Annotated in this window: 12 protein-coding genes; 7 read left to right on the forward strand and 5 right to left on the reverse strand. The window is 67.6% G+C overall.

Annotated elements, in window-relative coordinates; all coding sequences use genetic code 11:
* Positions 1-52: 52 nt before the first annotated feature.
* Positions 53-1,003, reverse strand: a complete 951-nt coding sequence (locus ACTXG6_RS37485) for an alpha/beta fold hydrolase (RefSeq protein WP_445184055.1) — start codon at positions 1,001-1,003, stop codon at positions 53-55.
* A 104-nt stretch (positions 1,004-1,107) separates the two neighbouring features.
* Between ACTXG6_RS37485 and ACTXG6_RS37490 the strand changes: the two genes are divergently transcribed.
* On the forward strand, positions 1,108-1,677 hold the full coding sequence (locus ACTXG6_RS37490) for a TetR/AcrR family transcriptional regulator (RefSeq protein ID WP_445184056.1): 570 nt from the start codon (positions 1,108-1,110) through the stop codon (positions 1,675-1,677).
* Positions 1,678-1,705: 28 nt separating this feature from the next.
* Here ACTXG6_RS37490 and ACTXG6_RS37495 read toward each other — a convergent pair whose 3' ends face one another.
* The 3 genes from ACTXG6_RS37495 to ACTXG6_RS37505 all read right to left on the reverse strand — a co-directional run bounded on the left by ACTXG6_RS37495 (position 1,706) and on the right by ACTXG6_RS37505 (position 3,451).
* On the reverse strand, positions 1,706-2,578 hold the full coding sequence (locus ACTXG6_RS37495) for an MBL fold metallo-hydrolase (RefSeq protein ID WP_445184057.1): 873 nt from the start codon (positions 2,576-2,578) through the stop codon (positions 1,706-1,708).
* Positions 2,579-2,595: 17 nt separating this feature from the next.
* Entirely contained in the window at positions 2,596-2,841 is a 246-nt protein-coding gene (locus tag ACTXG6_RS37500; protein WP_445184058.1) for a hypothetical protein, read from the reverse strand.
* A gap of 136 nt (positions 2,842-2,977) precedes the next feature.
* A complete protein-coding gene (locus tag ACTXG6_RS37505; protein WP_445184059.1) occupies positions 2,978-3,451 on the reverse strand; it encodes a nuclear transport factor 2 family protein in 474 nt (157 codons plus the stop codon).
* Between the two features lie 209 nt (positions 3,452-3,660).
* On the opposite strand from ACTXG6_RS37505, the gene ACTXG6_RS37510 reads away from it, so the two are divergent.
* The 4 genes from ACTXG6_RS37510 to ACTXG6_RS37525 all read left to right on the forward strand — a co-directional run bounded on the left by ACTXG6_RS37510 (position 3,661) and on the right by ACTXG6_RS37525 (position 6,992).
* Complete coding sequence (locus ACTXG6_RS37510) at positions 3,661-4,140, forward strand: RrF2 family transcriptional regulator (RefSeq protein WP_445184060.1); 480 nt, start codon at positions 3,661-3,663, stop codon at positions 4,138-4,140.
* A 232-nt stretch (positions 4,141-4,372) separates the two neighbouring features.
* The gene (locus ACTXG6_RS37515; RefSeq protein ID WP_445184061.1) at positions 4,373-5,377 is read left to right on the forward strand and encodes an adenosine deaminase; all 1,005 of its coding nucleotides are present in this window, start codon (positions 4,373-4,375) and stop codon (positions 5,375-5,377) included.
* Between the two features lie 57 nt (positions 5,378-5,434).
* The gene (locus tag ACTXG6_RS37520) at positions 5,435-6,010 is read left to right on the forward strand and encodes a TetR/AcrR family transcriptional regulator (RefSeq protein ID WP_445184062.1); all 576 of its coding nucleotides are present in this window, start codon (positions 5,435-5,437) and stop codon (positions 6,008-6,010) included.
* Positions 6,011-6,338: 328 nt separating this feature from the next.
* Positions 6,339-6,992 carry a S1C family serine protease gene (locus ACTXG6_RS37525; protein ID WP_445184063.1) on the forward strand — a complete coding sequence of 218 codons (654 nt, stop codon included), beginning with the start codon at positions 6,339-6,341 and terminating at the stop codon, positions 6,990-6,992.
* A 514-nt stretch (positions 6,993-7,506) separates the two neighbouring features.
* Here the strand turns inward: ACTXG6_RS37525 and ACTXG6_RS37530 are convergent.
* Positions 7,507-8,742, reverse strand: a complete 1,236-nt coding sequence (locus tag ACTXG6_RS37530) for a PucR family transcriptional regulator (protein ID WP_445184064.1) — start codon at positions 8,740-8,742, stop codon at positions 7,507-7,509.
* Between the two features lie 216 nt (positions 8,743-8,958).
* Here ACTXG6_RS37530 and ACTXG6_RS37535 point away from each other — a divergent pair, with 216 nt between their 5' ends.
* Positions 8,959-10,731, forward strand: a complete 1,773-nt coding sequence (locus tag ACTXG6_RS37535) for a DUF3556 domain-containing protein (RefSeq protein WP_445184065.1) — start codon at positions 8,959-8,961, stop codon at positions 10,729-10,731.
* The gene (locus tag ACTXG6_RS37540) at positions 10,728-12,149 is read left to right on the forward strand and encodes a phytoene desaturase family protein (protein ID WP_445184066.1); all 1,422 of its coding nucleotides are present in this window, start codon (positions 10,728-10,730) and stop codon (positions 12,147-12,149) included. Before ACTXG6_RS37535 ends, ACTXG6_RS37540 begins: the two co-directional genes overlap by 4 nt.
* Positions 12,150-12,181: the final 32 nt, after the last annotated feature.

Raw genomic sequence — 12,181 nt, forward strand, 5'->3', positions numbered from 1 at the left:
TGACCAGCGATCGGTGCGGGGGATCTGGTGTTGGTGAACTCCCTGACACGCTCTACCCGACACGCGCGTTATCGATGAACGCGGTCAACGCGTCCACAGTTGCGTCGGGCTGCTCGTCGGGAATGAAGTGCCCGGCTTCCGGGATGACGACGCCGGTCACGTTCTCTGCCCAGGGACTGACGGAGGCGGCCATGTCGGGGATCGAGCCGTGGGAGCTGGAGATTCCCAGGACCGGGATGGTCAAGCGCCCTCGTCCTGGAGCGAGAGCGTCCTGGTTCTTGCGCGCTGATTCCGGGGCGTCGCGGAAGTAGGCGAGAGAAGCTCGGAGTCCTCCCTCGGCTGCGATGGCGGCGGCGTAGTGGTCGATATCGGCGCTGTCGAACGTGTTCGGGTACAGGGTCTTGACCCTCAAGAACCAGGCCACGTAGTCACGCTCGCGGCCGGTGATCAGCGTCTCGGGCAGTTCGGGCACCAGGTGGAATGCCAAGTGCCAGGTCTTCCAGGCCCGTTCGGGATCCGTTGGGATGGTGTCCGGGAGGGTGATTCCGGGAATGCCGGCGTCGAGTAGGGCGACGCCGTGCAGGCGGTCTTGGTACCTCAGGGCGAGCGAGAAGGCGACGCAGGCCCCGATGTCGTGGGCGACGAGCCAGTACTTCGGCACGTTGAGCGCGGTCAGCGCGGCCTGGACGCGCGAAGCGACGGTGTGAGTGTCGTAGCCCCCTTGGGGACGATCGGAGTGGCCCTGTCCCGGCAGGTCGAGCGCGATTACGTGGAAGCGCTCGGCAAGGCGCGGCATCGCCTTGTGCCAAGCCCACCAGGTCTGCGGGAATCCGGCGAGCAGCACGACGGTGGGCCCGCTCGACCGACCGCCTGCCACGGCGTGAAGCCGGATTCCTTCCGCGTCGACCCAGCGGTGGGTGAAGCCCGCGAGTTCGCGCAGCGGCAGCCCGAGGACGTGGTTCTGGTCGGGAGAGCCGTTTGGGGCGATGGCTGCGTCGGTCACGCCTCGAGCCTAGCTCATCTTGGACTGTTCAGTTCAAGATAGGATGGGCAAGGCTGGCTCGAGAACGGGGTGCATGCGGGATGGCCGGGAAGAAGCAGTTCGACGTGGACATCGTGCTCGACGCGGCGATGGTCCAGTTCTGGCGGGCCGGGTACGCCGACACCTCGCTCGACGACCTCTCCAGGGCGACCGGATTGAACCGAAGTTCCATCTACTCCTCGTTCGGCGACAAAGACTCGCTCTACCTGCGCTGTCTGGACCGCTACGCGGTCCGGTATGGCGACAGGTACGACCAGGCGCTTTCCTCCGGTGCGTGCGGGGAACCGCTGCGGGCGGTACAGGCGTTTTTCGAGGTCACCCTCCAACGTATCGCCGACCCCGACGTGCCGGACGGATGTCTGATGGCTCAGACCGCGATGGCGACACCAGTGCTCAGCCCCGCTATCGCCACGCGTGCGATCGAAGCTGTGGGGCTTCAGCGTGCGCGGCTGCGGACCGCCTTGAACCTCACGGAGTTGACCGAGGGCGACGCCGAGAACTACGCCACTCACATCCTGGCGGTCAACCTGTCGCTGGCCGTGATGAGCAGGGCCCAGGCGAGCCAGCAGCAGCTCCGCACGATCGTCGACATCAGCATGAGCGCGCTCTCGCAGGCTTTACACAGCCGGGACTAGAGCCATAGCGCTCAGCCGTTGAGCGTTCTCAAGCAAGCAAGCCCAAGCCGCTGTACCACAGCGGACCAGGGTTGAGCCGGTCGCCGTGAAGTTTCATCATCTCGTCGAAGAACTCGAGTGGCGTGGGTTTGCCAGCGAGGATGCGGATCGCATCGCGCAGGTATTGGCGAGTCTCGTCCAGGATTTTCGGATCGTCGGGCAGGTTCTTGTTCTTGTGACCGGCGACTACAAGGCGCGGGTTCAGCGCGGCAATCCGATCGATTCCGGCGAGCCACGCTTCAAGGCCGCCGTCGCCGCCTTCGAGCATCATCTGATGGACACCGTTATAGGCGACATCGCCGGCGACGACGAGGCCGAGCGAGGGCACATGTAAGGCGGTGGAGTCGTCCGTGTCGGTGTGGCCAGTCTCGACAGCGCGCAAGACGTGGCCATCCAGCCAAAACCCATCAGCGGGTACAGGGACGGCCAGAACCGGCGTGTTCTCTGGGACCCCGGGAAAGGACTTGGCGAACCCCTCCTCCTTGCCCTCCAGCTGCGCACGCATCTGCCGGATGGTGCCCTCCGTGGCGTACACGACGCTGTCGGCATCGCCAAATCGCTCCAGCAACGACGCCGTCCCGAACCAGTGGTCGGGGTGGCCGTGAGTGATGTACACAACCGCGAGCCGCTTACCTGAACGAGCCACACCATCCGCGACCTGCGCGATTTGCCCATTGGTCAGCGGCGGATCCACCAAGACAGCGTCCCGCTCCCCGTAAATCAAAGTCGACGAGATCGGCGAGGAGACAATCTCCTCGCCGTTCGGCATGCGTAGAGCGATCTTCCTCGGGACACCATCCGAGACAAGGACCTCATAGGACAAACGGGAACCGAGTTCGGCCACTTGGGCAACCTCCGTCATGGATCGTTGCGCACCTTCTAATCCGACTCTACCGAGAGCGTTAAAGATCCAGCTCGGCCCTCAGCCGGCGGGACCACGCAGTCGTACCCGAGCAACGAGATCAACTCGGCGGCCTGCTTCCTTGCGCCCGGGTCGTTGCCGGCGATCGGCAGGGCGGTGCGGTCGGGCGCGTCCACGGGCCGCGGCAGTGCCGCCAGGTGTGCGTAGTCGATGTTGTTGAACCCCTTCACGACGTACGCCCCGGCCAGGTGCCGCTGCACCACTTCGCTATCGGTGAGCTCATGTGTTTCAGCCGGGCGAGCGTGCCACCGGTGTGTCCACTGCCGATGAGTCCAAGTGTTGCCATGCCTGGGAAACCTCCCGGTTGAGTGCCGATGTCGGGGACGGGCCTCAGGGTGATCAGAAGACGTAGGGGATGTCGTGGATGACGCCCAGGTGACGGACGCGCCAGACGCCGTCGGTCCGACGGAAGGCGAAGCGGTAGTACCCGGACTCGATGGGCTTGATGGTGCCCTGAGCGCCGAAGGTGCCGAGGGGCCACCCGCCCTCGGGCTTCGGGGTTCCGACGACGTCGAAGGTGATGAACTGGGTTTCGATGCTGGCCTCGTCGCCGTCGACGGAGACCAGGTGGTCGTAGGTGGTGTGGTGACTCCAACCCAGGGGCGGGTGCGGCGCCATGGCCGTGGACATGGCAGCCGCGATCTGCGCTCCTCCGGAGAGGGTTCCCAGCAACTCATCCCCATCGGGCCCGCGGTGGTGGACCTCGACGACGGCGTCGGCCTCGAAGAGCTTCGCCAGCGCCTCGCCGTCGCGCCGGTCGGCGGCCCGGGTGTATCGGGACACGATCCCCCTGATCTCACTCTCGGTGCTCATGACGTTCTCCGGCTTCTCGCTGTGGTGGCTATCGGTGCCCGGGCTTGTCCGGCAGACGGGCGACCGGTCGCTGGTGCGCCGCGGGCGGGCATCTGGAGTGACCGCAATCTGCATCTGTGAAAAGTACATATCCTCCGACAAAACTGCAACTGTGAAAGTTGCTAATATGGGGACGTCGGGAGCCACCCGGACCAAAGAGGGGTACGAGCATGCTGGACGTGAGGTTCTCCAGCGCACTGAAGGCCATGCTCCTACTGGGCCATGCCGAGGAAGAGGACAGTCCCGTCCTCAGCTCGACCCAGCTCGCCAGGAGTCTGAACACGAACCCGAGCCTGGTGCGCAAGCTGATGGTCACGCTGGTACAGGACGGTCTCGTCGCGTCCATCAAAGGCCGCGGCGGGGGTGTCCGCCTCGGCCGGTCCGCGGACCAGATCACCCTCGGAGAGATCTACCGCTCATCCATCGGCGACAAGCCGCTGTGGGCCCCCCGCCCGGAGGGCCCCCGGGAGTGCCTGGTCACCAACCACTGCGCCGAGTACTTCACCAAGCTCACCGACGAGACCGAGGCAGCCGTCCTCGGCGCATTGGCGGGCCGCACCCTCGCCGACAGCCTCGACGAGTTGCGCGCCATCGACCGAGCCGGCGGTACTCCCGCTCCGGAACGGCCGTTCCCCGCACCCCGTCACTAGCCGGGCTGGTTGACGCTGGGGCTTTCACGCAGGTTGGCGCGTGCCGCGGGTTCCTGTTCGCGGTCCCGTGACGAGGAGGGTGCGCAGCCGACGATGGCCTGGATGTCGACGGGTAGGCAGGCCACACGGGCGCTCCGTCCGGCTCGGCTCGCCTTGACTTGCGCGGTCCGACGGGTACTGTCCGATCAGGAAGTGAATCGAACAGTTCAGTATGGTTTCCACGAGAGGTGACATGTCCTTCATCGCCGCGCTCCCCAAGGCGGAGCTGCACGTCCACCTCGAGGGCACCCTCGAGCCCGACGAGATGTTCCGCCTTGCCGCGCGCAATGGGATCACGCTGCCGTGGGAGTCGACGGACGCGCTGCGTGCCCTGTACTCCTTCACCGGGCTCGAGCACTTCCTGCCGCTGTATTTCGAGGGCTGCAAGGTCCTCTGCCGCCGCGAGGACTACTACGACCTCACCGCCGCCTACCTGCGCCGCGCGGCATCCGAGGGCGTCCGCCGGGCGGAGATGTTCTTCGGCCCGCAGACCTTCCTCGACCGTGACATCCCCACCGCCGATCAGCTCGGTGGCATCCTCGACGCCATCGCCGACGCCCGCACGGACAGCGGCATCGACGGCGCCCTGATCGTCACCGCCCAGCGCCACCGCACCGAGGCGGCCGCGCTGGAGCTCCTCGAGGCCCTGCGCCCGTTCCGCGACTCGATCCTCGGTATCGGACTGGGTAGCGCTGAGGCCGGCAACCCGCCGTCGAAGTTTGCCCGGTTCTTCGCCGCCGCCCGCGACGAGGGCTACCGGTTGACCTGCCACGCCGGCGAGGAAGGTCCGCCGTCCTACATCCGCGAAGCGCTTGACCTGTGCGGGGTCGAACGTATCGACCACGGCTACACCGCCGCGCAGGATCCGGACCTCGTGGCTCGGCTGGCCGACGACGGCGTCCCGCTGACCATGTGCCCGCTGTCGAACCTGCGTCTGCAGGTGACTGCCGACCTCAGCACGTACCCCATCGCGGAGTTCATGAAGGCCGGTGTCCTCGTCACCGTCAACTCCGATGACCCGCCCTACTTCGGCGGCTACGTCAATGACAACTACGCCGCGCTGCAACAGCATCTCGGCCTTGGCCCCCAGGAGTTGGCGGCCCTGGCGCGCAACAGCTTCCTCGGCTCATTCGCAGACCGGTCGGAGATCGACCGGGCACTGGCCGCGGTCGCGGAGCACGAGGCGACCGCGTCGTGACGATCGGCATCAGCGGCACACTCGGGCGCGCCGGCGGTCCGGATAGCATCTCGGTCCGTGGCTAGCGGTCCATCGGAACGTGCTCGCCTCCTGGGGCTGGCCCGCGACTACGTCCTCGAGCACGGCGTCGTCGATCTCTCACTTAGCGAACTGGCACGAGGCATCGGGTCGAACAACCGGATGCTGCTGTACCACTTCAAATCCCTCGACCAGATCCTGGGCGCGGCCATCGACGAGATCCTCGACCGCAGCCTCTTCGTGGCCAAACTGACCGAGCTCATGCTGGCCGAGAAGTCGTCCGAGGCGCGGATCGCGGCCGCCTGGCAGCACATCTCCAACCCCGAGCGCCTGCCGCACCTGAGACTCTTCTTCGCCCGCTTCGGCATGGCCTCCGACCGGCCGGACCGCTACGGGCCGTTCCTGGAACGAACGCGGACGGAGTGGACCGAGGCCGTCGCCGACGCGCTCGCCGACGACGACCGGATCCCGGACCCGCGGCTGACCGCGACGGCGATCGTCGGCGTGTGGCGCGGGCTGCAGGTCCTGCTCATCGCCGGCGATTCGAGGTCCATTGTCGACTCGTCCCACACTCTCGCGATGAAAGCGCTGCTCCCGGCCTACTCGGACACCTGATCCGGGATCCAGTGGGCTTCCTGCGCTCGCTGGGCTGACAATTCCCGAGCCGGGACGGAACCAGTGGCCGCGCGGTGACGAGCAGCCGCTCTGATCCACCCGTCAGAGCCGAGCGTGACTCAATCACCTGCGGTAGGACTAGATCATGCAGGCACAGGCCACCTCGAAACCAGTCGTCGCGTTGGTTGTGGCTCTGATCCTTCTCGCCCTTCATCCCGGGGCGCAGCCATCCTCACCCGCGGCGACCGTGGCCTGCGTTACCCCTCGCGCCTCGAGCCCCGGCACCAGCCCTACCCAAGGAACACGCGGACACCGCGAAGGCGTCGGCGTGGTCGACATCAACACCCGCCTGCCGAAGGCCGCGGGCGCCGGGACCGGCATCGTGCTGGACGCCACCGGCGTCGTGGTTACGAACAACCACGTCGTCGACGGCGCCACCGCCATCACCGCGACCGACCCCAACGACGGACGAACCTACCGAGCGGACGTAGTGGGAACCGACCCACACCACGACATCGCACTGTTGCGGCTAACGGGCGCCACCGCCCTCCCGGTCGCTGTCCTCGGCAACTCCGACAACGTCCAGGTCGGGGACCACGTAGAAGCGATAGGCAACGCCCGCGGCCGCGGCGGCGCACCGACGATCACCACCGGCGAAGTGATTTCGCTCGACCGGTCGGTCGTCGCACGCGACGACTACCAGCACTCGTCGCACCAGCTACGCGGACTGATCGAGGTCGACGCCTCGGTCCAGCCCGGTGACTCCGGAGGACCACTCGTCGGCACCGCCGGTGTCATCGGCATGGACACCGCCGCCAGCGACCAATCCGGCTTCGCCATCCCGATCAACACAGTGCTGGCCACCGTCCACCGCCTCGCCCTCAACCACACGACCTCGCCCCCCAGACGCGGTCGGGCCACTCCCCCGGCAGACGACACGGCTGGCCCCGACGCACGACTGGCCCGCGCCCCACGCCGATAAGCTCAAGGGGACCCCGGTCCCAGACACTGATCGGACCGAGTGACTCCGACGCGTGCGAGGGGCCTCTGACGCCATGGCTGTGCGGGCGCTTGGGTAGTAGGTGAGCTGGCAGCGCCGCGGCACCTGATTATTAGCGGCTTCCACAGCCGAAAGACGGCGTGCGAGCCAATCCCGATCAGGGAGGCGCCAGGTCTTTTAAGCGGCCGCGGGTTGCAGGGTTTCGGGTCGTTCGACGAGATTGCGGCGGAGGCTACGAGTGACTGCCTTCACGGCGTCGATCAAGGCATGAACGACTGGGATCATGAACGGGCCCAGGACGAGGACCCCGTAGCAGATGAAGAGCCACACGAATTCGGTATCCATGACACAACCGTAGAAACGGGTTACCGCTATGACTATGGACTGCTGCCCAGCGTTCTACTGAGGCTATGTGCGGGTGCCACAAAGTCGGCGGACCACCAGTGTTGGTGCCCCAGCGTCCGGCTGAGGCCATGTGCGGACACCACAAAGCTGCTCAGCCCGGGTCGATGACGCGTACCCCGAGCACGTCGGCGACCAGGAGGGCGACCTCGAGGTCCAGCCTGCGTTCGGTCAGCGGGTGCCCGAGAACCTCTTCGGCCTTGCGTGCCCGGTAGTTGACGGTGTTCTTGTGCAGGTGCAGCAGCGCGGCGGCGTCGGTGTAGCTGCCGCCGCACTGCAGGAACACCCGCACCGTCTCGCGCAGCCGTGCCATCGGCTCGTCGTCGCGGGCGAGCTCTCCGAGCGTCCGGGTCACCCAGCGACGCACGTCCTCGAGGTTGTCCGACATCAGCGCGGCGATCGCGACGTGCTCGAACTCGACCACGGAGGGGGCGCGGTCCAGGCCGGCCTCGGCGACCGCCCTGGCACGCAGGGCGTCCCGATGCGAGGACCGGAACCCGGCGAGCCCGGAGGCGAGCTCCCCGAGGGCGACGTGCACCGGCGCAATTCCCGCGAGCTTGCTGTTCAGCAGCTCCACGTCCACGGTGAGCCGGCCGGCTGAGGAGAGCCACGCCCACAGCGTGTGGTCGTCGGCCAGCATGGTCAGTGGCTCGCGGCCGCCCGCCTCGCCGAGCACACGGGTCGCCGCCCGGAGGTACCGTTCGGCGTCCGGCACTCCTGCGTCCACCCAGCAGACCGCCGCGCGGTGCCAGCCGCGCAGCGAGACGCCGAGCATCTCTTCCGCCGCGGCCAGGTCGAGGGTGTCGGTACCCAGCACGACCCGCAGCTGGGCGGCTCTGGCGGAGTCGGACCGCCGGTCCCAGCGTTGCCGCTCCAGCTCGTAGATGTCGATCAGGTTCTCGATGGCCTGGTCGATGTAGCCGTTGGTGACCTTCGCGACCTGGTCGGTGGTGGCGATGACGTCGGCCACGCCGAGGTCGAGTTCCCCCAGGTAGCGCAAGGTCCATCGGACCATGCGGTGTTCCCCGAGCCGGTAGGCACGCAGCAACGCCTCCAGGGACAGCCCGCGCTGGGCGAACCGGCGGGCGTACTCCGCGGCGGCGGGCGGGACGGCGATCCGGGCGTCGCCGATCCCGTGCGCCAGGATGTCGAAGAGCGTGACCAGGTTCGAGGACGTGCTGGCCACCATCAGCTGGCGCACAGCCTCGTCGTGCCGGAACTCGGGGATCAGCTCGACGAAGTGGTCGGTCAGCTCGTCCGTCAGGGACGGAAGGTCCGCCTGAATCCGGCGAACCACCTCGGCGACGATCGGCTGCACATCGCTAGGCATAGACCAAGACCCTACATCGGGTGATCTGTGTTGTGGTCTGCACACAGTGGTCCGCGAATTGTTGTGTACCGCGACCCATCGTCACTGCGTTCACTCGTCGATACCTTTGCCACAGTCTCGAACCACCAATGCAATTCCGTTGGACCGGCAGTAGAGCTCGTCCAGCCACTCGTCTGCCGCACCACCACATTGTTGTGCACACCTAAGGAACTCGCCATGGGATTCACCAAACCGAACTTTCCACCGATCGACCCGGAGGAATTCCTCCGCAGGCCACTCATGGACCGGATGAAGTATCTGGCGCTGTGGTGGGTGGAGAACGGCTTCGGCACGCCGAAGGTGATCCACACCGTCTACGTGTTCAAGCTGCTGTTCTTCTTCATCCTCGGCGGCGTGGTGGTGGCTACGACCACCTCGCACCTGGTGTTCTGGGACGTGGCGAGCTGGTGGAACCAGCCGGTCGTGTACCAGAAGGTGATCTTGTGGACGGTGTTCCTGGAGGCCTTGAACGTCGCCGGGTCGTGGGGGCCGCTGGTCGGCAAGTTCAAGCCGATGACCGGTGGCGTCCGGTTCTGGGCCAAGCTGGGCACGATCCGGCAACGGCCGTGGAAGTGGGTTCCGTTCACCGCCGGTGACCGACGCACCGTGCTCGATGTTGTGCTCTATGTGCTGCTGCTGGCCTCGCTCGTCGCCGCCGTGGTACCAGCCGGGGTGATCACCCCGACCCTGGCCGCCGCTCTGCTGACCAACACCACCGGCCTGGTCGACCCGGTGCTGCTGATCGCCCCGGTCGTGCTGCTGGTGTTGGTCGGGCTGCGGGACAAGACAATCTTCCTCGGCGCCCGGGGCGAGCAGTACCTGCCCGCGCTGTTCTTCTTCGCCGTGCTGCCGTTCGCGGACATGATCATCGCGCTGAAGCTGCTGATAGTGGTGGTCTGGGTCGGCGCGGGCGCGTCCAAGTTCGGCAAGCACTTCGCCAACGTGGTGCCCCCGATGGTCAGCAACAGCCCGGCCATGCCGTTCAAGTGGCTCAAGCGTGCGCACTACCGCGACTATCCGACCGATATCCGGCCCTCCCGGATCGGCGATCTGATGGCGCACGTCGGCGGGACCACCGTGGAGATCATCCTCCCGCTGGTGCTGCTGTTCTCCACCAACCGGGTGATCACCCTGCTGGCGGTGGCCGGAATGGTGATCTTCCACCTGTTCATCGTCTCGACGTTCCCGCTGGCCGTGCCGCTGGAATGGAACATCGTCTTCGCCTACGCCACGATCTTCCTGTTCGCCGGCTTCCCGGCCGGGGCGGGCTACGGCGTCACCGACATGTCCTCGCCGTGGCTGACCGCGGTGGTGGTGATCGGCTTGGTGTTCTTCCCGATCCTGGGCAACCTGCGCCCCGACCTGGTCTCCTTCCTGCCGTCGATGCGCCAGTACGCCGGCAACTGGGCCTCCGCGGTGTGGGCGTTCGCGCCGGGCGCCGAGCGCAAGCTCAACTCGGTGGTCGGGTCCGTGCCGATCCAGGTCGACCAGCTCGCCGCGATGGGCTACGACCCGGCGGTCGCCGAGGTCACCATGCAGCAGACGCTCGCCTGGCGCACCATGCACAGCCAGGGCCGGGGCCTGCTCTCGCTGCTCCTGAAGCACCTGCCCGACGTGGACCAGCGCACCGTTCGGGAGGCCGAGTTCCTGTGCAACTCGCTCATCGGCTTCAACTTCGGCGACGGCCACCTGCACAACGAGGACATGATCAACGCCGTGCAGGCGCAGGCCCGGTTCGAGCCGGGTGAGGTGCTCATCGTCTGGGTGGAGTCGCAGTCCGTGCACCACGACTACCAGAAGTACAAGGTCATCGACCCGGCGCTCGGCGTGATCGAGCGTGGCACCTGGAAGGTCGCCGACGCGGTCAACGAGCAGCCCTGGCTGCCCAACGGCCCGATCCCGACGACCGTGACCTGGACGCGGCGCGCGGAACACGGCGCCGGGATATGAGCACCGCGGTGGTGGTGGGCGGCGGCCCGAACGGCCTGGCCGCCGCCGCGCTCCTCGCCCGCCAGGGCGTGCAGGTCACCGTGCTCGAGGCGGCCGAGGTGGCCGGTGGTGGGACCCGCAGCAGCGACCCGCTTATGCCCGGCCTGCTGCAGGACGAGTGCTCGGCGGTGCACATGATGGCGGTCGGCTCGCCGGCGCTGGCCGAGCTCGACCTGGCCCGCTACGGGCTGCGGTGGTGTGTGCCGGAGATCGACCTGGTGCATCCGCTCGACGGGGGCGATGCCGCCGTGCTGCACCGGTCGGTCGAGGCCACCGCCGAGGGTCTCGGGGCGGACGCGAAGCGGTGGAAGCTGCTCTTCGAACGGCCCTCGGCGACGTTCGACGACTGGGGCGGCGACATCATGGGCCCGCTGCTGCGGGTACCGAAGCATCCCCTGGGGCTGACCCGGTTCGGCCTGCCGACAGTGGTGCCGGCCACGCTGCTGGCCAGCGTGTTCAACACCGAGGGGGCCCGCGCGCTGTGGGCCGGCACCGCGGCGCACGCCATGCAGCCGCTGCACCGGCCGCTGACCTCCGCGATCGGGCTCGGCCTCCTCACGGCGGGCCACCGGCACGGCTGGGTGGTCGCCGAAGGCGGCTCGCGGTCGATCAGCGACGCGATGGTCAAGGTGCTGATCGACCACGGGGGGAAGATCGAGACCGGGGTACGGGTCACGTCCGCCGAGCAGCTCCCGGCCGCCGATGTGACGCTGTTCGACCTCGCTCCGGGCGCGGTCGTCGAGATCCTGGGTGACCGGCTGCCCCGCCGGGTGGCCAAGGGGCTGAGCCGGTTCCGGCACGGCCCGTCGGTGTTCAAGGTCGACTTCGCGGTTCGGGGCGGTGTCCCGTGGACCCACCCCGCCGCGAGCAGGGCCGGCACCCTGCACCTGTCCGGTGGCTTCGCCGAGGTCGTCGCGAACGAGCGCGACACTTCGGCGGGGCGGATGCCGGAGCGGCCGTTCGTCCTGGTCGGCCAGCAGTACCTGGCCGACCCGAGCCGCTCGGTCGGCGATGTCCACCCGGTCTACTCCTACGCGCACGTCCCGCACGGCTACACCGGGGACGCCACCGAGGCGATCATCGGGCAGTTCGAGCGGTTCGCCCCCGGGTTCCGGGAGCGGATCGTCGGCAAGACGGTGCGCTCGGCCGCGCAGATGGCCGCCTACAACCCGAACTACGTCGGCGGCGACATCGTGACCGGTGCCAAGGACATCCGTCAGCTGGTGTTCGGTCCGCGCGCCACCCTCTCGCCCTACGGGCTGGGCGTGCCGGGGATGTACCTCTGCTCGGCGGCCACCCCACCCGGGCCCGGCGCGCACGGCATGTGTGGCGCCAACGCCTCGTCCAGCGCGCTGCGCCACCTGAGCCGCGCTACCTGAGCCGCGCGCCGCACTGATCCGACCGACGACAT

It is taken from the genome of Pseudonocardia sp. Cha107L01, from assembly GCF_052566575.1.

Excerpts from the sequence above, each read along its gene's own strand:
- ACTXG6_RS37530 (WP_445184064.1), bottom strand. The coding sequence starts at position 8,742 with ATGCCTAGCGATGTGCAGCCGATCGTCGCCGAGGTGGTTCGCCGGATT.
- ACTXG6_RS37510 (WP_445184060.1), top strand. The coding sequence starts at position 3,661 with ATGCTGGACGTGAGGTTCTCCAGCGCACTGAAGGCCATGCTCCTACTG.
- ACTXG6_RS37535 (WP_445184065.1), top strand. The coding sequence starts at position 8,959 with ATGGGATTCACCAAACCGAACTTTCCACCGATCGACCCGGAGGAATTC.
- ACTXG6_RS37495 (WP_445184057.1), bottom strand. The coding sequence starts at position 2,578 with ATGACGGAGGTTGCCCAAGTGGCCGAACTCGGTTCCCGTTTGTCCTAT.
- ACTXG6_RS37505 (WP_445184059.1), bottom strand. The coding sequence starts at position 3,451 with ATGAGCACCGAGAGTGAGATCAGGGGGATCGTGTCCCGATACACCCGG.
- ACTXG6_RS37540 (WP_445184066.1), top strand. The coding sequence starts at position 10,728 with ATGAGCACCGCGGTGGTGGTGGGCGGCGGCCCGAACGGCCTGGCCGCC.
- ACTXG6_RS37515 (WP_445184061.1), top strand. The coding sequence starts at position 4,373 with ATGTCCTTCATCGCCGCGCTCCCCAAGGCGGAGCTGCACGTCCACCTC.